The sequence below is a fragment of the Pseudomonas morbosilactucae genome (genome assembly GCF_023241715.1).
In the GTDB taxonomy this organism is placed as follows: domain Bacteria; phylum Pseudomonadota; class Gammaproteobacteria; order Pseudomonadales; family Pseudomonadaceae; genus Aquipseudomonas; species Aquipseudomonas morbosilactucae.
On record NZ_JALQCW010000030.1, the window covers coordinates 59,587 to 82,065 of the forward strand.

Genomic DNA, 22,479 nt, shown 5'->3' on the forward strand with positions numbered 1-22,479 from the left:
CGTGCAAGACACATAGGGAAATGAGGGATGGCTGTGACGTTCGGTAAAAAAATACTCTGCTTGCTATCGCTCTCGGTGCTGCTGGCGCTGTGGGGCGGCTACTTCTACCTCTACAGCGAAGTCGAAGACGGTCGCCTGGGGAGCTTTTTTGACAGTGGCGCGTCCTGCGGTCACCCGTTGCCCAGTGACCAGCAGTTTTTCAAGAAGGACCACCTGGCATTGTTCCTGAGCAACACCGCCCAAGGCACCTTCTCGCTGTCGGGCGTGGTCAATGTCTCCGAACGCACCTTCAACCGCTACGAGCTGGGCAAATATGAATTGCGCCTGCGGCTCGAGCGCCTGCAAACCTCAGCGTCCGACGTGCTGCTGATCCCGGAAGAGGTCAGGCTCAAGCCGCTGATCCGCAACTTCGCCGGCCCCAACCGCAATGCCAGCAGTGAACTGGAGCCGCGGGCGATCCGCTTGGCCGGTAAGGCCACGGCCTTTCCCTTCGACACCTATCAATACGGCTACCGCCCGGTGCTGTACATCCTCAAGGGCAACGAGCAGATCGACCTGAAGTTCCGCCACGTGACCACCACCACGGACCTGTCGAACAGCTTCACCGCCACCCAGAAGCACTCGCCGCTGGCCTACTTCAACGGCAACCACAGCGGCCTGGCCGAAAGCGACTATCCGCCCTACAGCAACCAGGAATGCGCCCTGACCATCGAGCGTAAAAGCTCGATCAAGTGGATGGTGTTCTTGCTGCTGTTGGTGATTTGCCTGCCGCTGTTGCATGCCTGCTATCGCGACGAGCCGGCCATCGACTTCCTCGCGACCCTGCTCGGCGTAGCGGCGATCCGCGTGTTCCTGGTGGGGCCGCTGAACGACTTCCAGCTGTATGGCATCGACTTCGCGTTTGGCGCGGTGCTGATCCTGGTGGGCACCGTCTCCCTGCTCAAGGCCATGCGCATCAGCACCCTGCGTGATCGGGCGGCACGAACGGGGTCGACGTGGTGAAACATTGGCCAGATGGATGCTGTGAGTGACTGCACAGGCACGGATAAAGGTTGGCTTGCAAGGGCGCAAACCGTCGAGCTTTGGCTATACCTGTAACTCCCCCCCAGCCAGTCCTTGGCTGCTTCAGCGACAGGAGTTATCTATGAAGCTTGCATTGACGTTAAGCGCGCTATGCCTCACCACCCTCGGGGTCACTGGGTGTTCCAGTAACCTGACTCAGCCTGATGAGTATTCAGGCTTTCTAAAGGACTACAGCCTGCTCAAGGAGGCCAAGTCGCCTTCCGGGGTGGAAGTGATGCGTTGGGTCGACCCCAAGCTCAACATCAAGCAGTTCACCAGCGTGTACATCGAGCCCACCCAGTTCTATCCTCAGCCCCAGCCCACGGCCAAGATCCCTCAGTCCACCTTGTCGGGCATCACCCGTTATTACGACCAGGCGCTGCAACGGGAGCTGAGCAAATCCCTGCCGCTGGCCCAAGGCCCGGGGCCGGGCGTGATCGTGGTGCGGGCGGCGATTACCGCGGTCAGCAGCAAGACCGAAGGCCTCAAACCCTATGAAGTGGTGCCCATCGCCTTGGTGGCAGCCGCAGTGAGCACCGCCAGCGGCATCCGCGACCAGGAAACCACACTGGCCACTGAAGCGGTATTTCTCAATGGCAGCAGTAATGCGGTGCTGGCTCAGGTGGTGCGAAAGGGCACCGGCAAGCCTCTGGAGAACGACAGCCAGGTGCTCCAGGCCAATGACGTGAAAAGTGTGATTGATGGTTGGGCGTCGGACCTTCATCAGTCCTATCTCAAGCTCAAGAATCACTAAGGTCGGCGTGGGGTCAGTGTGGGTCAAGGAGGGCAACCCAGGCGGCGGGCGTACCGTTGCCAGGGTGGCCTTTCTGGTGGTTGCGGGCAGGAAGCGCCGGGCAAGGTGGCAAACTCGAGGCACCTCGGGGATGTATCGGGTTAATGCACTATTTGACTATTTCATGGTTTTTTGTAAGGTTTAGTTAATGTAATTTCTAGAATAATAAAAATCGTTATAAATCATTGTTCTGTGATTATTTTATAAGGTTAATTATTGGATTTTTGGCCGCTATTCACGGTCAATTCATGGAGGGCGGCTGTTCATGCCCGTTGTCGAGCGCACCACTTTCATTGCCAATCGCAGCCCCGAGCAGGTGCTGGACTTCTGTCTGGAGGGGGTCAACTTTCCGAAGATTTTTCCGGAGCGGGTCACGCCATTGGGTGACTTGGATTTGAACAATTTGCGCATCAGCGCCGGGCGCGAATTTCGCTTCCGGCACTGGATGTTCGGCTGCATTCCGGCCAACTGGACGGTGGTGATTCGTGAGGTCAGCGACAGCCATTTCGTCGACGAGATGCTCAAGGGGCCGTTGCGGGCCTTTCGCCATGAGCATCGGGTGGCCCCAGCCGAAGGCGGCGCCCTGTACACCGATCGGGTGACGTATGCGGCCCTGGGCGGTGCGCCGCTGGAGTGGTTGCTGGTTGACCGCTACATGGCGCGTATCTTCGATGCCCGCCATCGCAACATGTTGCGCCTGCTTGGCTGAGTGGCGGGCGGCGTGTGGCGGTCCAGGGGGTTGCCCCAGAGCGCTCTAGACGGTGGCTGTGGGCGCGACAACCCTGGCGCCCTGGTTGTATGACAATTTGCGTTTGACCGTAGGTCGGCAGGCCGTTTCGTGTTTAACTTCGGCCTCTGGAAAATTCTTCATTGCTGTTCAATAACAACCGCTTAAAAGGACTCCGTTCATGGCTCAAGTCACTCTTAAAGGCAACCCGGTACAAGTCAACGGCCAACTGCCACAAGCCGGTGCCCAGGCGCCTGCTTTCTCCCTGGTGGGCGCTGGCCTGGCCGACGTTACCCTGGGCAGCTTTGCCGGCAAGCGCAAAGTGCTGAACATTTTCCCAAGCGTCGACACCCCGACCTGCGCCACCTCGGTACGCAAGTTCAACGCCCAGGCCAATGAACTGGCCAACACCGTGGTGCTGTGCATCTCGGCTGACCTGCCGTTCGCCCAGGCCCGTTTCTGCGGCGCCGAAGGCCTGGAAAACGTCCTCAACCTGTCCACCCTGCGTGGCCGTGAGTTCATCGAAAACTACGGCGTGGCCATTGCCGACGGCCCACTGGCCGGCCTGACCGCTCGTGCCGTGGTTGTCCTGGACGAAAACGACAAGGTCCTGCACAGCGAACTGGTCAAGGAAATTGCCGAGGAGCCGAACTACGACGCGGCCCTGGCCGTCCTCAAGTAATAGCGCTGCCTGCATCGACGCCTGGCCCTGCCCAGGCCGTTTTTATTTGTGCCTCAGTGGTTTAGCTGGGGATGTAAAACGTCAGTCGAAGGTAAATTGCCGGTAAAGGCGCTTTGCTAATGCGTCGCCGTTGCTTATCTTTCAGCCTTCCTAAAAGAAGACCCCCACGCGCCCAATGGTTGATCATCCCATGCAATCTTCTGCCTCCCGCAACCCTCGTCGCTGGCTGTTCGGCCTGCTTGTCCTGTTGGTCATCGCTGGCCTGTGCTGGAAATTCTGGCCGGCATCGAGCAGTCACAACCAGGCCGCAGAGCAGAAGGCCAGCGCCGGGCACACCGGTCGCAGCGGCATGATGCGCCCCGGGTTTGGCGGGTCTTCGGGGCCGATCCCGGTGCGGGTGGCCGCCGTCACCCAAGGCGACTTCCCGCTGTATTACAAGGCCCTGGGCACCGTGACGGCCTTGAACACCATCAATGTGCGCAGCCGGGTGGGCGGCGAGCTGGTCAAGGTCAATTTCGAAGAAGGGCAGATGGTCAAGGCCGGTGACTTGCTGGCGCAGATCGACCCGCGCCCTTACCAGAACGCCTTGCTCCAGGCCGAAGGCACCCTGCTGCAAAACCAGGCCCAACTGAAAAACGCCCAGGTCGACCTTGAGCGCTATCGCGGCCTGTACGCCCAGGACAGCATCGCCAAACAGACCCTGGACACCGCCGTCGCGCTGGTGGGCCAGTACCAGGGCACGGTCAAGACCAACCAGGCGGCGGTCAATGACGCCAAGCTCAACCTGGAATTCACCCAGATTCGCGCACCGATCGCCGGGCGCCTGGGCCTGCGGCAACTGGACGTGGGCAACCTGGTGTCGGCCAACGACACCACGGCCCTGGTGATCATCACCCAGACCCAGCCCATCAGCGTGGCCTTCACCCTGCCGGAAAACAGCCTGAACCGGGTGCTGGAACGCTACCGCAGCGGTGCCAAATTGCCGGTGCAAGCCTGGGACCGTGGCGATACCCAGTTGCAGGCCACGGGCGTGCTGCAGAGCCTGGACAACCAGATCGACATCACCACCGGCACCCTGAAGTTCAAGGCGCGCTACGAGAACCGTGACCAGAGCCTGTTCCCCAACCAGTTCGTCAATGTGCGGCTGCTGGCCGACACCCTGAAAGGGGTGGTCCTGGCGCCGTCGGCAGCGATCCAGTTCGGCACCAATGGCACCTTTGTGTACGCCGTGGACAGCGCCAACAAGGCGCAGATCCGTGCGCTCAAGGTGGGCGCCAGCGACGGCGACCTGACCGTGATCGAAGACGGCCTGGCCGTGGGCGACCGCGTGGTGCTCGAAGGCACCGACCGCCTCAAGGAAGGCAGCGACGTGGAAGTGGTCAACGACAGCAGTGAAGTGCCGACCACCCCGACCGAACACCTGCAAGGCAAACCGGCCAGCACCACGGCGGCGCCGGCCGCTGACGGCAAGGCCCGCAAGGTCGGCCCATGAATCTGTCGCGGCTGTTCATCCTCCGCCCGGTCGCCACCACCCTGAGCATGCTGGCCATTGTCCTGGCCGGCCTGATCGCCTATCGCTTGCTGCCGGTGTCGGCCTTGCCCCAGGTGGATTACCCGACCATCCGCGTCATGACCCTGTACCCCGGGGCCAGCCCGGACGTGATGACCAGCGCGGTCACCGCGCCCCTGGAACGCCAGTTCGGGCAGATGCCCGGCCTGACCCAGATGGCTTCCACCAGCTCCGGCGGCGCCTCGGTGCTGACCTTGCGTTTCAGCCTCGACATCAATATGGACGTGGCCGAGCAGCAGGTGCAGGCGGCGATCAATGCGGCCAGCAACCTGCTGCCCAACGACCTGCCGGCGCCCCCGGTGTACAACAAGGTCAACCCGGCGGACACCCCGGTGCTGACCCTGGCGATCACCTCCAAGACCATGCTGTTGCCCAAGCTCAATGACTTGGTGGACACGCGCATGGCGCAGAAAATCGCCCAGATCAGTGGCGTCGGCATGGTCAGCATTGCCGGTGGCCAGCGCCAGGCGGTGCGGATCAAGGTCAACCCCGAGGCCCTGGCGGCCAACGGTCTCAACCTGGCGGACGTGCGCACCCTGATCAGCGCTTCCAACGTTAACCAGCCCAAGGGCAACTTCGACGGCCCGACTCGGGTCTCGATGCTCGATGCCAATGACCAGCTGACCTCGCCCAAGGAATACGCCGAGCTGATCCTGGCCTACAACAACGGCGCACCGCTGCGCTTGAAGGACGTGGCACAGATCGTCGATGGCGCCGAGAACGAGCGCCTGGCGGCCTGGGCCAACGAGAACCAGGCGGTGCTGCTGAACATCCAGCGCCAGCCCGGGGCCAACGTGATCGAGGTGGTGGACCGGATCAAGGCGCTGCTGCCGAGCATCACCGACAACCTGCCGGCCGGCCTGGACGTCACGGTGCTCACCGACCGGACCCAGACCATTCGTGCCTCGGTAACGGATGTGCAACACGAATTGCTGATCGCCATTGCCCTGGTGGTGATGGTGACCTTCCTCTTCCTACGTCGCGCCAGTGCCACCCTGATCCCGTCGATTGCCGTGCCGCTGTCGTTGATCGGCACGTTCGGCGTGATGTACCTGGCCGGGTTCTCGGTGAACAACCTGACCCTGATGGCCCTGACCATCGCCACCGGTTTTGTGGTGGACGACGCTATCGTCATGCTGGAAAACATCTCGCGCTACATCGAGGAGGGCGACAGCCCCATGCAGGCGGCGCTCAAGGGCGCCAAACAGATCGGCTTTACCCTGATCTCCCTGACCCTGTCGCTGATCGCGGTGCTGATCCCGCTGCTGTTTATGGGCGACGTGGTCGGCCGGCTGTTCCGCGAGTTCGCCATCACCCTGGCGGTGGCGATCCTGATTTCCCTGGTGGTGTCCCTGACCCTGACACCGATGATGTGCGCACGGCTGCTCAAGCCCGAGCCCAAGGAGCACGAGCAGGGGCGTTTCTATCGTGCCAGCGGGGCCTGGATCGACTGGCTGATCGCCGGTTACGGGCGCCAGTTGCAATGGGTGCTCAAGCATCAGTTCCTGACCCTGCTGGTGGCCGTCGGCACCCTGGGCCTGACGGTCGTGCTTTACCTGGCGGTGCCCAAGGGCTTCTTCCCGGTGCAGGATACCGGGGTCATCCAGGGTATTTCCGAGGCGCCGCAGTCGGTGTCCTTCGCCGCCATGAGCGAGCGCCAGCAAGCCCTGGCCAAGATCATCCTGGAAGACCCGGCGGTGCAAAGCCTGTCGTCCTACATCGGCGTGGACGGCGACAACGCCACCCTCAACAGCGGCCGCCTGCTGATCAACCTCAAGCCCCATCGCGATCGCGATTTGAGCGCTGCCGAGGTCATTGCGCGGATCCAGCCCGAGGTCGACAAACTGATCGGCATTCGTCTGTATATGCAGCCCGTGCAGGACCTGACCATCGAAGACCGGGTCAGCCGCACCCAGTACCAATTCAGCATGTCCTCGCCGGATGCCGACCTGCTGAGCCTGTGGAGCGGGCGCCTGGTTGAGGCCCTGGCCCAGCGCCCGGAACTCACCGACGTGGCCAGCGACCTGCAGGACAAGGGCCTGCAAGTGTTCCTGGTGATCGACCGCGATGCCGCTTCGCGGGTCGGCGTGTCGGTGGCGAACATCACCGATGCCCTGTATGACGCCTTTGGCCAGCGGCAGATTTCCACCATCTACACCCAGGCCAGCCAGTACCGGGTAGTGCTCCAGGCCCAGGCCGGCGAGCGCATCGGGCCCCAGGCGCTGGAGCAGATCCACGTCAAGACCACCGACGGCGGCCAAGTGCGGCTGTCGAGCCTGGCCCATGTGGAAGAACGCCAGGCGCAATTGGCGATTGCCCATATCGGCCAGTTTCCGGCGGTGATGATGTCCTTCAACCTGGCCCCGGGCGTGGCCCTGGGGCACGCGGTCGAGGTGATCGAACAGGTGCAGCAGGAGATCGGCATGCCGCTGGGCGTGCAGACCCAGTTCCAGGGCGCGGCACAGGCCTTCCAGGCGTCGCTGTCGAGCACCTTGCTGCTGATCCTGGCGGCGGTGGTGACCATGTACATCGTGCTCGGCGTGCTCTACGAGAGCTACATCCACCCGATCACCATCCTCTCCACCTTGCCCTCTGCGGCGGTGGGGGCCTTGCTGGCGCTGATTCTCAGCGGCAACGACCTGGGCATGATCGCCATCATCGGCATCATCCTGCTGATCGGCATCGTCAAGAAAAACGCGATCATGATGATCGACTTCGCCCTTGACGCCGAACGCAACCAGGGCATGGAACCGGAGAAAGCCATCTACCAGGCGGCGCTGCTGCGCTTCCGGCCAATCCTCATGACCACCCTGGCAGCCCTGTTCGGCGCCGTGCCCCTGATGCTCGCCACCGGCTCCGGCGCCGAGCTGCGCCAGCCCCTGGGCCTGGTCATGGTCGGTGGGCTGCTCGTGAGCCAGGTGCTGACTTTGTTTACAACGCCCGTCATCTATCTGGCGTTTGATCGGTTGGGCCGCCGCTTCGGCAAACGCGAAGTCGTCCAGGAGGAGGGGGTATGAGGGGGGGCAGTGGTGAGCGGCAAGCTACAAGCTGCAAGTTAAAGCAGCAGCCAGAGCGCACGCCGATCCCGCTTTTCTCTTGCAGCTTGCAGCTTGCCGCTCGTAGCTTCTCCTGCCACTTGCCGCTTGAAGCTCGGAGCCGTCGCCCATGAACCTCTCCGGCCCGTTCATCAAACGCCCCGTGGCGACCATGCTGCTTTCCCTGGCAATCATGTTGCTGGGCGGGGTCAGCTTCGGCCTGTTGCCGGTGGCGCCGCTGCCGCAGATGGATTTCCCGGTGATTGTGGTCCAGGCCAGTTTGCCCGGGGCCAGCCCCGAGGTGATGGCGTCCACCGTGGCCACGCCCCTGGAGCGCTCGTTCGGGGCGATTGCCGGGGTCAATACCATGAGCAGCCGTTCCAGCCAGGGGTCGACCCGGGTGATTTTGCAGTTCGACATGGACCGCGACATCAATGGCGCGGCGCGGGAGGTGCAGGCGGCGATCAACGCCTCGCGCAACCTGCTGCCCAGTGGCATGCGCAGCATGCCGACCTATAAGAAGGTCAACCCGTCCCAGGCACCGATCATGGTTTTGTCCCTGACCTCGGACGTGCTGGAGAAGGGCCAGCTCTACGATTTGGCCTCGACCATCCTGTCCCAGAGCCTGTCCCAGGTGCAGGGCGTGGGCGAGGTGCAGATTGGCGGCAGTTCCCTGCCGGCGGTGCGCATCGAGCTGGAGCCGCAGTTGCTCAACCAGTACGGCGTGGCCCTGGATGACGTGCGCAACACCATCGCCGCCGCCAACCAGCGTCGGCCCAAGGGCTCGGTGGAAGACGACCAGCGCCTGTGGCAGATACAGGCCAATGACCAGTTGGAAAAGGCCAAGGACTACGAGCCGCTGATTATCCGTTACCAGGACGGCGCGACCCTGCGCCTGAAGGACGTGGCCAAGGTCAGCGACGGTGTGGAAGACCGCTACAACAGCGGCTTCTTCAACGACGACGCGGCAGTGCTGCTGGTGATCAACCGTCAGGCCGGGGCCAACATCATTGAGACGGTGAACGAGATCAAGGCCCAGTTGCCGGCGCTGCAGGCGGTGTTGCCGGCCAGCGTCAAGCTCAACCTGGCCATGGACCGTTCGCCGGTGATCAAGGCCACTCTGCATGAAGCCGAGATGACCCTGCTGATCGCCGTGGGCCTGGTGATCCTGGTGGTGTACCTGTTCCTCGGCAACTTCCGCGCCTCGCTGATTCCCACCCTGGCGGTGCCGGTGTCCCTGGTGGGCACCTTTGCGGTGATGTACCTGTATGGCTTTTCCCTGAACAACCTGTCGCTGATGGCGCTGATCCTCGCCACCGGCCTGGTGGTGGACGACGCCATCGTGGTGCTGGAGAACATTTCCCGGCACATCGACGAAGGCGTGGCGCCGATGAAGGCGGCGTACCTGGGGGCCAAGGAAGTGGGCTTCACCTTGCTCTCGATGAACGTGTCGCTGGTGGCGGTGTTCCTTTCGATCCTGTTTATGGGCGGGTTGATCGAGAGTCTGTTCCGAGAGTTTTCCATCACCCTGGCGGCGGCCATCGTCGTCTCGCTGGTGGTGTCCCTGACCCTGACCCCGATGCTCTGCGCGCGCTGGCTCAAGCCGCAGACGCCCGGGGTGGAAAACGCTCTGCAACGGCGCAGTCGCCAGGCCAATGACTGGATGGTGGCCAAGTACGCCAGCAGCCTGGACTGGGTGCTGCGCCATCGGCGCCTGACCCTGCTCAGCCTGCTGCTGACGGTGGGCGTCAATGTGGCGCTGTACGTGGTGGTGCCCAAGACCTTCCTGCCGCAGCAGGACACCGGCCAGCTCACGGGCTTTATCCGCGGCGATGACGGCCTGTCGTTCAGCGTCATGCAGCCGAAGATGGAAACCTTCCGCCGCGCCGTGCTCAAGGACCCGGCGGTGGAAAGCGTGGCCGGCTTTATCGGCGGCAGCAACGGCACCAACAACGCCTTTATGCTGGTGCGCCTGAAGCCGATCAAGGAACGCAACCTGTCGGCGCAGAAGGTTATCGAGCGCCTGCGCAAGAACATGCCCAAGGTCCCCGGGGCCCAGTTGATGCTGATGGCCGACCAGGACCTGCAGTTCGGCGGCGGCCGCGAGCAGACCACCTCGCAGTATTCCTACATCCTGCAAAGCGGTGACCTGGGCTCGTTGCGCGAGTGGTACCCGAAAGTGGTCGCGGCCCTGAAAGCCTTGCCCGAGCTGACCGCCATCGATGCGCGGGAGGGCAGCGGCGCCCAGCAAGTGACCCTGGTGGTGGACCGCGACCAGGCCAAACGCCTGGGGGTGGACATGAACATGGTCACTGCGGTGCTGAACAACGCCTACAGCCAGCGGCAGATCTCCACCATCTACGACAGCCTGAACCAGTATCAGGTGGTGATGGAGGTCAACCCCAAATACGCCCGGGACCCGATCACCCTGAAACAGGTGCAAGTGATTACCTCGGCCGGGGCGCGGATTCCGCTGTCGACCTTTGCCCACTATGAAAATAGCCTGGAAGACGACCGGGTCAGCCACGAGGGGCAGTTCGCCTCGGAGAGCATTTCCTTCGACATGGCCGAAGGGGTGACGGTGGAGCAGGGCACGGCCGCCATCGAGCGGGCGATTGCCAAGCTGGGCATGCCCGAAGACGTGATCGTCAAAATGGCCGGCACCGCCGACGCCTTCGCCGCCACCCAGAAAAGCCAGCCGTTCATGATCCTGGGTGCGCTGTTGGCGGTGTACCTGGTGCTGGGGGTGCTGTACGAAAGCTACATCCACCCGCTGACCATTCTTTCCACCTTGCCGTCGGCCGGCGTCGGCGCCTTGCTCTCGATCTACGCCCTGGGCGGCGAGTTCAGCCTGATTTCCCTGCTCGGGCTGTTCCTGCTGATCGGCGTGGTGAAGAAAAACGCCATCTTGATGATCGACCTGGCCCTGCAACTGGAACGGCACCAGGGGCTGAGCCCGCTGGACTCGATCCGCAGCGCCTGCCTGCAGCGCCTGAGGCCAATCCTCATGACCACCCTGGCGGCGATTCTCGGGGCCTTGCCCCTGTTGCTGAGCAGCGCCGAAGGCGCGGAAATGCGCCAGCCCCTGGGCCTGACCATTATCGGCGGCCTGGTGTTCAGCCAGATCCTGACCCTCTACACCACCCCGGTGGTTTACCTCTATCTCGATCGCCTGCGCCACAGTTTCAACCACTGGCGTGGGGTCCGTACCGATGCTGCTCTGGAAACGCCGCTATGACTGACCGTTCCTCCCGCAACCTTCCCGCGCCGTCCGTGCTGACCCTGGCCATGAGCCGTGGTTCGCGGTTGTTGAGCCTGAGTCTGAGCCTGCTGTTGCTCAGCGCTTGCGCCATCGGCCCGGATTACCAGCGGCCCGGCGTGGCTGAACCGGCCCAGTACAAGGAAGCCCAGGGCTGGCGCCAGGCCAACCCCAGCGATTCCCTGGCCCGTGGCGCCTGGTGGGAGCTGTATGGCGACCAGCAGCTCAACGGCCTGATCGACAAACTCAACAGTGCCAACCAGACCGTGGCCCAGTCCGAAGCCCAGTACCGCCAGGCGCGGGCGCTGGTGCGCAGTGCCCGGGGCGCGTTCCTGCCCTCGGTGGACCTGAGCGCCGGGAAAACCCGGGCCAGCCAAGGCACCGGCAGCAGCAGTTCGGGGCTGAGCAGCTCCAGCAGTGGCATTCGCGACACCTACAACGCCCAGTTGGGCGTGAGTTGGGAAGCGGACATCTGGGGCAAGCTGCGCCGGGGCCTGGAGGCTGATGAAGCCAGTGCCGAGGCGAGCTTTGCCGACCTGGCGGCCATGCGTCTGAGCCAGCAGTCGGAGTTGGTGCAGAACTACCTGCAACTGCGGGTCATCGATGAGCAAAAGCGCTTGCTGGACGCCACAGTAGCGGCCTACCAGCGTTCCCTGACCATGACCCAGAACCAGTACCAGGCCGGGGTCTCCGGCAAGGACGCGGTGGCCCAGGCGCAAACCCAACTGAAAAGCACCCAGGCCGACTTGATCGACCTGATCTGGCAGCGCGCCCAACTGGAGAATGCCATCGCCGTGCTGATCGGCCTGCCGCCGGCGGAGTTCAGCCTGGCCGAGGTGCAGAGCATCCCGGCCCTGCCGCCTGTGCCCCTGAGCCTGCCGTCGCAACTGCTGGAGCGGCGCCCGGACATCGCCTCGGCGGAGCGCTCGGTGATCGCTGCCAACGCCAACATCGGCGTGGCCAAGGCCGCCTATTACCCGGACTTGAGCCTGAGCCTGGCCGGTGGCTACAGCAGCAGCACCTACGCCGACTGGATCAGCCTGCCGAACCGCTTCTGGTCGGTGGGGCCCAAGCTCGCCATGACCCTGTTTGACGGCGGCCAGCGCTCGGCGGAAGTCGATCGCAGCGAGGCGGCCTACGACCAGACCGTGGCCAAGTACCGGCAGACCGTGCTCGACGGTTTCCGTGAGGTGGAGAACTACATGGTCCAGCTCAAGGTCCTGGAGGACGAAGCCGGGGTGCGCCAGGAGGCGCTGGAAGCGGCTCGGGAATCCCTGCGCCTGACCGAAAACCAGTACAAGGCCGGGCTGATCGCCTACCTGGACGTGGTCAACGTGCAGGCCACGGCCCTGAGCAACGAGCGCAGCGTCTTGAGCCTGCTGCAAAGCCGGCTGCTGGCCAGCGTGCAGTTGATCGCCGCCCTGGGCGGTGGCTGGGATGGTCAGTTGCAGCCCCCCGAGCAGCCTTGAAGTATTAGCGACGGGCGGTTCGTGCCCTGTTCCCGGGGGTTGCAGGAAGGGAGTGGGGGGCGGATCCAGCCCTTTTTATTGAATGATGGCTTTTTGCTAATTTTCTGAGTGCGTTCTTTGTGGCAATCAGTACAATCGTCCCATTTTTACGCCACGCTGGGATGCTGGCCTTACGCTAGAGATTTCCCATGCTCCTCGGCAGTTACTCCCCCTCGCTGGTGCTGATTTCGCTGTTTGTAGCGATCCTCGCGTCATACACCGCTCTTGATCTCACCGGTCGCATCGCCACCGCCAAAGGCCGCGCCGTGCCTCTGTGGACCGCCGGCGGCGCCCTGGCCATGGGCGTCGGCGTATGGTCCATGCACTTTATCGGCATGCTGGCCTTCGACCTGCCCATCGAACTGGCCTACGACGTGACGCTCACCGGCCTGTCGTTGCTGATCTCGATTCTTTCCTGCGGTTTTGCCCTGTGGCTGGTGAGCCAGGCCCAACTGCCCCTGTGGCAACTGGCCTTTGGGGCGCTGATCATGGGCACCGGCATCAGCGGCATGCACTACACCGGCATGGCGGCCATGCGCATGCAGCCGGGCATCGACTATGACCCCACGCTGTTCAGTGCCTCCCTGCTGATTGCCGTCAGCGCCTCGGCCGCGGCGCTGTGGATCGCCTTCCGCCTGCGTCAGAACACCCCCTATGTGCGCCTGGTCCGTGGCGGTGCAGCGGTCATCATGGGCTTCGCCATCGTCGGCATGCATTACACCGGCATGGCCGCTGCGCGCTTTGCCGATGACAGTTTCTGCGGCGCCCTGGGTAATGGCCTGAACGGCAAGGGCCTGGATAACCTGGTGCTGATCACCACCCTGGCGGTGCTGATCATCGCCTTGCTGACCTCGGTGCTCGATGCGCGCCTGGAAGCGCGCACCGCGGTGCTGGCCCAGTCCCTCACCGAGGCCAACAAAGAACTGACCCAACTGGCCCTGCACGACACCCTGACCGGCTTGCCGAATCGGGTGCTGCTGGCCGAGCGCATCGACCAGGCCATGCACCGAGTGGCCGGGCAGAGCAGTTGTTTTGCCTTGATGTTTATCGACCTGGACGGCTTCAAACCGGTCAACGACGCCTTTGGCCATCACATGGGCGACCTGTTGCTGCGGGAAGTGGCCCTGCGCCTGCGTGAAGACCTGCGCAGCGAAGACACCCTGGCGCGGATCGGCGGCGATGAGTTCGTGTTGTTGGTGCAACTGGTCGAGCCGGACGACGCCCAGCGCCTGGCCTCGCGCCAGGTGGCCCTGGTGTCACGTTCGTTCCGCGTGGCCGAGCATGAGCTGCAGATCAGCGCCAGCATTGGCATCGCCCTGTACCCGGGCAACGGCCACAGCGCCCATGAGTTGCTGATGAACGCTGACGCGGCGATGTACCACGCCAAGGGCGCAGGGAAGAACGGCTATCGGTTTTTCGATGCAACGATGAACAATAATGCCCGGCGCCAGTTGCAGCTGTTGCAGGATTTGCGCAATGCCGTGGAACACAACGAGTTCCAGCTGTACTACCAACCCAAGTTCGCCGCCGGCAACGGCCAGCCGGTGGGCGCCGAGGCGTTGCTGCGCTGGCAGCACCCGCAACACGGCCTGCTGTTGCCGGACAAGTTCATTGAGCTGGCGGAGAAGACCGGGCTGATCATCCCTATCGGCGAGTGGGTGCTCAATGAGGCCTGCCGGCAAATGCGCGAATGGTACGTCCTGGGCTACACCGACTGGCGCATCGCGGTGAACCTCTCGGCCCTGCAGTTCTGCCATGCCGGCCTGGTCGACAGCGTGGCAACGGCCCTGGAGCGCTACAAGCTGCCGGCCAACAACCTGACCCTGGAAATCACCGAAACCACCGCCATGAGCGATGCCGATGCAAGCATGACGGTGCTGCAGCAACTGGCGGACATGGGCGTGGACCTGTCCATCGACGACTTCGGCACCGGGTATTCGAGCCTGATGTACCTCAAGCGCTTGCCGGCCAACGAGTTGAAGATCGACCGTGGTTTTGTCCGTGACCTGGAACACGACAGCGATGACGCGGCGATCGTCTCGGCCATCGTCGCCCTGGGTCAGGCCCTGGGCTTGCGCATCGTTGCCGAGGGGGTGGAGACCGGCATGCAGCAGAGTTTCCTCACCCAGTTGGGCTGTGATTCGCTGCAGGGCTATTTCCTCGGCCATCCATTGCCGGCCGAGCGTTTCATGCAGGATATCCATCAGCTCAAAGCGCTCGGCTAAGCTACGCCCACAGTATTCATCCCTGGCCGCAGCGTGTTTAATGGCTGGCGTTCACATGATCAGCAAGGGAGTGGGCAGTATGGACAAAGTCATCGTTATCACCGGTGGCGGGCGGGGTATCGGCGCGGCGACGGCGTTGCTGGCGGCGCAGCAGGGCTACCGTGTTTGTATCAACTATCAGGCTGACGAAGCGTCGGCGCTCAAGGTCCTCGGCCAGGTGCGCGAGCTGGGCGCCCAGGGCATTGCCGTGCGCGCCGACGTGAGCATCGAGGATGAGGTGATCGGCCTGTTCAACGAGGTCGATGCCGAACTGGGGCGGGTCACGGCCCTGGTCAACAATGCCGGGACGTGGGGCATAAGTCGCGGCTCGATGAAATGTCCGAATTCCGGATCCAGAAAATCCTCAAGACCAACGTGCTCGGCCCGATCCTCTGTGCCAAGCATGCGGTGCTGCGCATGTCGCCGCGCCACGGTGGGCAGGGCGGCAGCATCGTCAACGTGTCTTCGGTGGCGGCACGCCTGGGTTCGCCGGGGGAGTACGTCGACTACGCCGCTTCCAAGGGGGCCCTGGACACTTTCACCATCGGCCTGTCCAAGGAACTGGCCGGTGAAGGCATCCGCGTCAACGGCGTGCGCCCGGGTTACATCTACACCGACTTCCACGCCCTGAGCGGCGACGCCGACCGCGTCAGCAAGCTGGAAGGCGCCATCCCCATGGGCCGCGGCGGCCGCCCCGATGAAGTGGCCGAAGCGATCATCTGGCTGCTCTCCGACAAAGCCTCCTATTCCACCGGCAGCTTTATCGACCTTGGCGGTGGCCGCTAATCCACCGCACTCGCCACCCCTCGTAGGCGCCGGCTCGCCGGCGATTGGGCCCTCGAGCCCGGCGCCGACCTTGCGACCGCGATCGCTGGCAAGCCAGCTCCTACAACCCGCCCAGGATCACCGCGTCCCCTTGTAGGAGCCGGCTCGCCGGCGATTGGGCCCTCGAGCCCGGCGCCGACCTTGCGACCGCGATCGCTGGCAAGCCAGCTCCTACAACCCGCCAGGCTCACCGCGCCCCTTTGTAGGAGCCGGCTTGCCGGCGATGAGGCCTTGAGCTCGGCGCCGACCTTGCGACCGCGATCGCTGGCAAGCCAGCTCCTACAACCCGCCAGGCTCACCGCGACCCTTTGTAGGAGCCGGCTTGCCGGCGATGAGGCCCTCGAGCCCGGCGCCGACCTTGCGACCGCGATCGCTGGCAAGCCAGCTCCTACAACCCGCCCAGGCTCACCGCGCCACTTTGTAGGAGCCGGCTTGCCGGCGATTGGGCCCTTGAGGCTTGCAGCTTGCGGCGCTGTTGCTCCTACAGTCCTATCTTGCTGTGCGGCGGCGCGGGGTCACCAGCAGGCCCAGCAACACCCCCAGCAAACAAACGGCAATGTCCGATGCCAGACTCAGCACATAGTCCGCAGCCCGATCCGGGCTTATGCAGGTGTAGTTGTAACCGTAGCCTTGCTCATCCTGGGTGACGCCCGGCGCATTGCTCAGGTCCACCTTGACCGGTGGCGGCACTACCGCGTACGGATTGCCGATGTTCGAGTGGCTGTCCATCTGGCGTGAGAGTGTGTCGATAGCCGTCAGTTGGTCAGCGTTACAGCGGTTCTGTGCCCAGCCGCCCAGCACCATCAGGCTGAACACCAGGGCCAGCAATGGCAGCACGTAATATTTTCGCTCCGTCAACAGGCGTGCCGCCAACAGACCGACGAGTACACCGGCGATGACGCCATTGGCCCAGAACAGCCAACTGCCGCTCCAACTCGGCGGCAGCCACTGCATGACGACGGACAACACAGGTGGCAGCAAACGCACCAGCAGCATGCTCAAGGCGGCAGCCAATACGGCGACCAGAAGGGGTTTGATCAGGGATTTCATGGGTGTTTACAGCCTGTTAAGTGACAGCAGAAAGGGGATGTCAGTGCTGGTCGATGGACGCAGGGATCAGCGGCGGGGTGAAGCGCCGGGCGTATTCGAGCATTTCCCGGGGGAAGATCATGTGGCGCACGGCGCTGTCGTCCAGGCCGTACAGGTAGGCGACCGCCGCGGCCTCGAAGGCCCAGTAGCCGAAGTAGCAACCGTCGTCGTCATCCAGGTGGCTGTCGTGCCATGAGGCGTGTTCGAAGGCCAGGTACCACTGGTTGCAATACTCCACCAGCAGCTCCCGGGCGTCGTTCGGGTCTTCGCTGTAGATGGCCTTGACCAGCGGCGTGTAGACGTCGTGGTACCACTCATCAATGTCCAGGCGATCCGGCAGGTAGGCCTTGAGCAGGTCTTCGACCAGGGTGTCTTCGCCGTGGTAGCCGGCGCGGTCCTGCAACCGCGCCAGGCGCGGTAGCAGGTCGCTGCGTTGCAGCAGGATGCACAGGCTGATGACCTGCACGTATTCCTCGTAGTCGTGGGGGTAATCCTCGAGGTTGATCGGCGCGATGTCGGGCATGTCCTCATAGCGCGCCAACGTGCGCTGGTAGTCCTCGTAGCTCTCGATCACCCCGTCCAGGGCCTGGGCCAGTTCCTCCATGGGCGCACCGCCGGTGTAGCTCAGGATCAGGTGGTGCAGGCGTGCCTGCTGGACCTGCCAAGCCTTGAGGGACGCTTCCTGCAAAGGGCAGTCGGCCATCATGGAGTGGGTTTGCCAGTGGGCCTCTTCGCCGGCCAGGCTTTCGAGGTGGCGGTGGTATTGGCTGTGGCTGAGAAACACTTGTCTGCGGTTCATGTCGGTGCACGGGCTCAGTAAACGGGGATCAGGGTGAAGGGCGCTTTGCGCTGGGAGGTTTCCAGCAGCAGGGTTGCCAGGTCGACGTTGGCCGGCTCCAGCTCCAACGCCTCCAATTCTTCTTCCAGTTGCTGCGGGTCGACCGCCAGGGCGCGGATCGGTAGGCGCTGGTAGGGCCGCGGGTCTTCGCCGTAATACACCTTGGCCGGGCCCGGTGGGATGCCTTCCAGGCGGGCATAGCCTTCTTCGTCGAGACGGCCTTCGGCTTGCGAACCGTCGCTGAAGATCACCCGGTAGGCAGCGCCGGACACCGGTTCCAGATTGGGGTAATGCAGGTTCAGCTCCAGCCAGTGGCCGTCGCCGGTGAGGTGTTCCAGGCCTTGGTCAATGTCCCGGGTGATGCGGGCGGCGTCGCGGGCCTCGGGCGCTGGGGCGCTGGCGAGCGGGTCGAAGCTCGATTGCGGCTTGGGCAGCAGGGCCGGGCCGCGGCTGTGGGCCGCCGCTGAGTTGTTGCGCTGCACGGCGATCCAGGGGGCGATGCGGTCGCGCACGGATTCCATGAGAAATTCGCTGTGTTCCCGGGCTTCGTCGAGGTTGTGCATCACCAGGCGCTGTTGCTGGGGCGTGAGGCCATTGAAGGTGGAGGAGGCGCGTACGCCGTTGACGATTTCGGGCAGCTCCTCGGCCAGGCGCTGGGCGTCCAGGCACTTTTCCAGCAGTTGTTCAGGGCTGGTTTTCAGGCGGCAGGCCATGAGGCTGTGGCGGATCAGGTCGAAGAGTTTTTCGTCGTGGCGCTGGGGCGCACGGTTGATGGCGCGCAGGATCAGTTTGAGGTCTTGGCCGGGGCCGGGGATCCAGCCGATCAGGGCCAGGGCCAGGTCGAAGAAGGCGTCTTCTTCGTCTTGGGGGTTGTTGATGGCGTCCAGTTCGAAGATGGCCTGGATGCAGTCGTAGGCGTTGAGTTCCTGGGTCAGGAGGGGGAGCGGCCGCGGTGGATGGCCTTGATGAGGTCGTCTTTGGCCTCGGGATAGTCGTCGTAATACAGGTCTTCGACCATGGAGGGCTCCTTCCCTGGAAAATTGAGCGGGGCATGCTGCATGAAGTGGGAGTGGGGGGCAAGTGGGATGGGGGGCATATCCGTTGCTGCGGTACTGGCTGATTACGCTTGCGCTCTTCCAGCGGGTGACTTTGGAACCCGGCATCCCTGCCGGGGTTACCCGCGGATTTTTGCGTTTTCTGTAGGCGCCGGCTTGCCGGTGGGGCCTTGAAGCTTGCCGCGCTCTTAAAACCGCCATCGCTGGCAAGCCAGCTCCTACCATCAACTCTTTTCGGCAGATGTCGCTCAGAAGGAGCGGATGATTCGTCCGAGGGTTTCCATGGCTTTTTCGGCGGTTTCGTTCCAGGGGGTGCCGTAGTTCAGGCGGATGCAGTTGCGGAAGCGTTGGGTCGGGGAAAAGATTGGTCCGGGGGCGATGCTGATGCCTTGGGCCAGGGCCATTTGGAAGAGTTTCAGGGAGTCCATCTGTGCGGGCAGCTCCAGCCACAGGAAGTAGCCGCCAGCGGGTTGGCTGACTCGGGTCTGGGGTGGGAAGTAGCGGGCAATGGCGGCGAGCATGGCGCTTTGCTGTTCTTCCAGGGCATAGCGCAGTTTGCGCAGGTGGCGGTCGTAGCCGCCGTGTTGCAGGTAGTCGGCAATGGCTGCCTGGGCGGGCATTGAGGCGCAGAGGGAGGTCATCAGTTTCAGGCGCTCGATTTTCTGCGCGTAGCGTCCGGCGGCGACCCAGCCGATGCGGTAGCCAGGGGCCAGGCTTTTGGCGAAGGAGCCGCAGTGCATCACCAGACCTTCGGTGTCGAAGGCCTTGGCCGGTTTCGGCGCTTGCTGGCCGTAATACAGTTCGGCGTAGACGTCGTCTTCGATCAGCGGCACCTGGTGTTGGCGCAGCAGTTCCACCAGTTCCTGTTTCTTGGCCTCGGGCATGCTCGCGCCCATGGGGTTCTGGAAGCTGGTCATGCACCAGCAGGCCTTGATCGGGTGGCGTTCCAGGGTTTGGGCCAACACCCCCAGGTCGATGCCGTCCCGCGGGTGCACGGGGATTTCCACGGCCTTGAGCTTGAGCCGCTCCAGCACTTGCAGGCTGGCATAGAAGGCCGGGGCTTCGATGGCCACCAGGTCGCCGGGCTCGGTCACGGCTTGCAGGCACAGGTTCAGCGCTTCCAGGGCGCCATTGGTGATCAGCAATTCCTCCATGGGCAGCATCAGCCCGGCCACCATGTAGCGCAGGGCGATCTGCCGGCGCAGTTGCGGGTTGCCCGGTGACATGTCGGTGACCACCATGCGCGGGTCCATATCCCGCGCGGCGCTGGCCAGGGAGCGGGACAGACGTTGCAGGGGGAACAGGGTCGGGCTGGGGAAGGCCGAGCCGAAGGGCACGGTGCTTGGGTCCTTGATCGAATCCAGCACCGAGAACACCAGTTCGCTGACGTCGACTTCGGTGGACTCGTTGACCTGGCTGCTGATCACCGGCTCGGAGAATGGGCTGGGCGCGTGGGTGTTGACGAAGTAGCCGGAGCGCGGCCGGGCGCGAATCAGGCCGCGGCGTTCCAGCAGGTAATAGGCCTGGAACACCGTGGACGGGCTGACCCCGTAGGTCTGGCTGGCGTAGCGCACCGAAGGCACGCGCTGGCCAGGGCCGAGGACTCCGGACCGGATCAGTTCGGCGATGTCGTCGGCGAATTTTTCGTAGCGTTTCATTGAACGGCTCGCGTCTGGGGGGTGGCGCTGGGCTAGACAGTGGAGGGCGCAGACGGCCGCCACGCGGCCGTCAATATAAGGCAATCAGCGGTTCATGGGCGCAACAAAGCGGCTTTCGGCCACGCTGCGTACGGTGGGGTCGTCACGGTCGCTGACCTTGAAGGCGATGGTTTGCGAGCTTTGCGCCGGGCGCTCGTCAAGCATCGCCACCGACACCGGCAGGTCGACGATCTCGCCGGGGGCCAGGCTCAGCTCAGTCTTGCCCTGGAGCTGGAAGCCGTCGCCGTCCACCAGGCTCAGTTGGTAATCCTGGCGCTCCTGGGTCTTGTTGATGATCTTCAGGCTGTAGATGTTCTCGATCTGCCCCTGGCTGTTTTCGCGGAACAGGCCACGGTCCTTGCTCACGTCCAGGGACACCATCGGCCGTTCGACCAGGGCCACCACCAGGGCGCCGATCATCACCAGCAGCACGGCGCTGTAGCCCAGCAGGCGCGGGCGCAGCAGGTGGGTCTTGCCCCCTTGCAACTGGTGCTCCGAGGTGTAGCTCACCAGGCCGCGGGCGTAGCCCATCTTGTCCATGATCGAGTCGCAGGCGTCGATGCACGCCGCGCAGCCGATGCATTCCATTTGCAGGCCATCGCGGATATCGATGCCGGTAGGGCAGACCTGGACGCACAACTGGCAGTCGATGCAGTCACCGAGGCCAACATCGGCAGGCTTCACCTCCCGTTTACGGGCGCCGCGACTTTCGCCCCGGGCGGCGTCGTACGAAATGGTCAGGGTGTCTTTGTCGAACATCACGCTCTGGAAGCGTGCATAGGGGCACATGTGCATGCACACGGCTTCGCGCAGCCAGCCGGCGTTGAGGTAGGTGGCGCCGGTGAAAAACAGCACCCAGAACAGGCTGACGCCGCCGATCTGCAGGGTCAGCAGTTCTTCGGCCAGCGGCCGGATCGGGGTGAAATAGCCGACGAAGGTCAGGCCGGTAAGCAGGCTGATGGCCAGCCACAGGCTGTGTTTGGCCGAGCGCCGCAGCAGTTTGTTCAGGCCCCAGGGCGCGGCTTGCAGCTTGATCCGCTGGTTGCGCTCGCCCTCGGTGAGTTTTTCGCACCACATAAACAGCCAGGTCCAGGAGCTCTGGGGGCAGGTGTAGCCGCACCAGACCCGGCCGGCGAACACGGTGATGGCGAACAGGCCGAAGGCGCAGATGATCAACAGCGCCGAGAGCAGGATGAAATCCTGGGGCCAGAAGGTCGCGCCGAAGATGTGGAATTTGCTTTCCGCCAGGTCCCAGAGCACGGCCTGGCGGCCGCCCCAGTTCAACCACACGGTGCCGAAGAACAGCAGGAACAGAAACCCCGCACCGCTCATGCGCAAGGTGCGGAACAGGCCGCTGAAGCTGCGGGTGTGGATCAGGTTGTCGCTGGATTTGGCCTTCATCCGGGGCGGTGAAGGCTCGAAGTTTTCTACTAATCGGACGGGGATATGTTCGCTCATGGTCGTTCGCTCATCAGCCTCCATCAGGCCGGGGCACTATGAGCGTCGATCTGTTTGCATAACAGACTCAGGTATTGGATTAAAAAGCGGATCAGATAGGCCCTGGATCAACCCGTGCGACAACTTGCCTCAGCCGCCCCGGGCCCCGGGGCCGGCCTCTGCAGCCCTCTGGCACAGGCCTCGTGCCGCGGCCTTGATATGCATCAGTCAAATCACCGAATCACTGTCGCTGGCCTTGAGGTGCTTGCGCCCGTCGGTGGCACCGGCCACGGTCAGGGCGTCGGCTTCGGCCTCGGTGATGTAGATGCGCTGGCCTCGCAGTTCCACCGCCGACATGGCTTTTTCGCTGTCGGTGATCACGGTCAGGGCGCTGGCGGGCAGGCGTTCGCTCAGCTCGTCGGTCTCGAAATAGCACAGTTGTTGTTCGATGCGCAGGCTCATGGCGAGCTCCTTTTTTGGCGGGGCGATACAACTTAGGGCCCGCACGGCGGCCAGGGTTCGCGGCAACCGATTAATGGTCATGGCCCCGGGCTGCACCTTTGTGCCTGGCGCGCTGTCCACCCTTTGGCAGCGTCCGTTGGCCGAAGCCTGCCCCCTCAACAGGAACCCACCCGTGG

At 63.5% G+C, this 22,479-nt stretch carries 15 protein-coding genes and 1 pseudogene; 10 read left to right on the forward strand and 6 right to left on the reverse strand.

Annotated features, from left to right (window positions below; translation table 11 throughout):
- Window positions 1-33 precede the first annotated feature (33 nt).
- The 10 genes and pseudogenes from M1B34_RS13405 to M1B34_RS13450 all read left to right on the forward strand — a co-directional run bounded on the left by M1B34_RS13405 (window position 34) and on the right by M1B34_RS13450 (window position 15,686).
- Window positions 34-1,002 carry a hypothetical protein gene (locus tag M1B34_RS13405; protein ID WP_268265432.1) on the forward strand — a complete coding sequence of 323 codons (969 nt, stop codon included), beginning with the start codon at window positions 34-36 and terminating at the stop codon, window positions 1,000-1,002.
- Between the two features lie 142 nt (window positions 1,003-1,144).
- Window positions 1,145-1,816, forward strand: a complete 672-nt coding sequence (locus tag M1B34_RS13410; RefSeq protein ID WP_268265380.1) for a DUF3313 domain-containing protein — start codon at window positions 1,145-1,147, stop codon at window positions 1,814-1,816.
- Window positions 1,817-2,120: 304 nt separating this feature from the next.
- Entirely contained in the window at window positions 2,121-2,564 is a 444-nt protein-coding gene (locus M1B34_RS13415; protein WP_268265381.1) for an SRPBCC family protein, read from the forward strand.
- Window positions 2,565-2,763: 199 nt separating this feature from the next.
- Window positions 2,764-3,264 carry a thiol peroxidase gene (gene tpx / locus M1B34_RS13420; protein WP_123332566.1) on the forward strand — a complete coding sequence of 167 codons (501 nt, stop codon included), beginning with the start codon at window positions 2,764-2,766 and terminating at the stop codon, window positions 3,262-3,264.
- Window positions 3,265-3,439: 175 nt separating this feature from the next.
- Window positions 3,440-4,756 carry an MdtA/MuxA family multidrug efflux RND transporter periplasmic adaptor subunit gene (locus M1B34_RS13425; protein WP_268265382.1) on the forward strand — a complete coding sequence of 439 codons (1,317 nt, stop codon included), beginning with the start codon at window positions 3,440-3,442 and terminating at the stop codon, window positions 4,754-4,756.
- Window positions 4,753-7,851 (forward strand): MdtB/MuxB family multidrug efflux RND transporter permease subunit, encoded by a 3,099-nt coding sequence (locus M1B34_RS13430; RefSeq protein ID WP_123332569.1) that lies wholly within the window; start codon window positions 4,753-4,755, stop codon window positions 7,849-7,851. Before M1B34_RS13425 ends, M1B34_RS13430 begins: the two co-directional genes overlap by 4 nt.
- A gap of 148 nt (window positions 7,852-7,999) precedes the next feature.
- Window positions 8,000-11,107 carry an efflux RND transporter permease subunit gene (locus tag M1B34_RS13435; RefSeq protein WP_268264011.1) on the forward strand — a complete coding sequence of 1,036 codons (3,108 nt, stop codon included), beginning with the start codon at window positions 8,000-8,002 and terminating at the stop codon, window positions 11,105-11,107.
- Window positions 11,104-12,597, forward strand: coding sequence for an efflux transporter outer membrane subunit (locus M1B34_RS13440; protein ID WP_279653295.1), 1,494 nt, complete (start codon window positions 11,104-11,106; stop codon window positions 12,595-12,597). Before M1B34_RS13435 ends, M1B34_RS13440 begins: the two co-directional genes overlap by 4 nt.
- A 188-nt stretch (window positions 12,598-12,785) precedes the next feature.
- Window positions 12,786-14,861: a putative bifunctional diguanylate cyclase/phosphodiesterase gene (locus M1B34_RS13445; RefSeq protein WP_268265383.1), complete on the forward strand. Its 2,076-nt coding sequence runs from the start codon at window positions 12,786-12,788 to the stop codon at window positions 14,859-14,861.
- A 79-nt stretch (window positions 14,862-14,940) separates the two neighbouring features.
- Window positions 14,941-15,686, forward strand: a pseudogene (locus tag M1B34_RS13450) (SDR family oxidoreductase).
- Window positions 15,687-16,214: 528 nt separating this feature from the next.
- On the opposite strand, the gene M1B34_RS13455 reads toward M1B34_RS13450, so the two are convergent.
- The 6 genes from M1B34_RS13455 to M1B34_RS13480 form a co-directional block, all read right to left on the reverse strand.
- Window positions 16,215-16,775, reverse strand: a complete 561-nt coding sequence (locus M1B34_RS13455) for a hypothetical protein (protein WP_185039227.1) — start codon at window positions 16,773-16,775, stop codon at window positions 16,215-16,217.
- Window positions 16,776-16,815: 40 nt separating this feature from the next.
- A complete protein-coding gene (locus tag M1B34_RS13460) occupies window positions 16,816-17,613 on the reverse strand; it encodes a PoNe immunity protein domain-containing protein (protein WP_268265384.1) in 798 nt (265 codons plus the stop codon).
- A 14-nt stretch (window positions 17,614-17,627) separates the two neighbouring features.
- Entirely contained in the window at window positions 17,628-18,815 is a 1,188-nt protein-coding gene (locus tag M1B34_RS13465) for a hypothetical protein (RefSeq protein WP_268265385.1), read from the reverse strand.
- Window positions 18,816-18,955: 140 nt separating this feature from the next.
- On the reverse strand, window positions 18,956-20,365 hold the full coding sequence (gene mapR, locus M1B34_RS13470) for a GntR family transcriptional regulator MpaR (RefSeq protein WP_268265386.1): 1,410 nt from the start codon (window positions 20,363-20,365) through the stop codon (window positions 18,956-18,958).
- An 84-nt stretch (window positions 20,366-20,449) separates the two neighbouring features.
- Window positions 20,450-21,862, reverse strand: coding sequence for a cytochrome c oxidase accessory protein CcoG (ccoG, locus tag M1B34_RS13475; RefSeq protein ID WP_268265387.1), 1,413 nt, complete (start codon window positions 21,860-21,862; stop codon window positions 20,450-20,452).
- A gap of 207 nt (window positions 21,863-22,069) precedes the next feature.
- Entirely contained in the window at window positions 22,070-22,303 is a 234-nt protein-coding gene (locus M1B34_RS13480; RefSeq protein WP_123332587.1) for a DUF3203 family protein, read from the reverse strand.
- Between the last annotated feature and the right edge of the window lie 176 nt (window positions 22,304-22,479).

Excerpts from the sequence above, each read along its gene's own strand:
- M1B34_RS13410 (WP_268265380.1), top strand. The coding sequence starts at position 1,145 with ATGAAGCTTGCATTGACGTTAAGCGCGCTATGCCTCACCACCCTCGGG.
- M1B34_RS13415 (WP_268265381.1), top strand. The coding sequence starts at position 2,121 with ATGCCCGTTGTCGAGCGCACCACTTTCATTGCCAATCGCAGCCCCGAG.
- tpx (WP_123332566.1), top strand. The coding sequence starts at position 2,764 with ATGGCTCAAGTCACTCTTAAAGGCAACCCGGTACAAGTCAACGGCCAA.
- M1B34_RS13425 (WP_268265382.1), top strand. The coding sequence starts at position 3,440 with ATGGTTGATCATCCCATGCAATCTTCTGCCTCCCGCAACCCTCGTCGC.
- M1B34_RS13430 (WP_123332569.1), top strand. The coding sequence starts at position 4,753 with ATGAATCTGTCGCGGCTGTTCATCCTCCGCCCGGTCGCCACCACCCTG.
- M1B34_RS13435 (WP_268264011.1), top strand. The coding sequence starts at position 8,000 with ATGAACCTCTCCGGCCCGTTCATCAAACGCCCCGTGGCGACCATGCTG.
- M1B34_RS13440 (WP_279653295.1), top strand. The coding sequence starts at position 11,104 with ATGACTGACCGTTCCTCCCGCAACCTTCCCGCGCCGTCCGTGCTGACC.
- M1B34_RS13445 (WP_268265383.1), top strand. The coding sequence starts at position 12,786 with ATGCTCCTCGGCAGTTACTCCCCCTCGCTGGTGCTGATTTCGCTGTTT.
- M1B34_RS13455 (WP_185039227.1), bottom strand. The coding sequence starts at position 16,775 with ATGAAATCCCTGATCAAACCCCTTCTGGTCGCCGTATTGGCTGCCGCC.
- M1B34_RS13460 (WP_268265384.1), bottom strand. The coding sequence starts at position 17,613 with ATGAACCGCAGACAAGTGTTTCTCAGCCACAGCCAATACCACCGCCAC.
- M1B34_RS13465 (WP_268265385.1), bottom strand. The coding sequence starts at position 18,815 with ATGCCGGGTTCCAAAGTCACCCGCTGGAAGAGCGCAAGCGTAATCAGC.
- mapR (WP_268265386.1), bottom strand. The coding sequence starts at position 20,365 with ATGAAACGCTACGAAAAATTCGCCGACGACATCGCCGAACTGATCCGG.
- ccoG (WP_268265387.1), bottom strand. The coding sequence starts at position 21,862 with ATGAGCGAACATATCCCCGTCCGATTAGTAGAAAACTTCGAGCCTTCA.
- M1B34_RS13480 (WP_123332587.1), bottom strand. The coding sequence starts at position 22,303 with ATGAGCCTGCGCATCGAACAACAACTGTGCTATTTCGAGACCGACGAG.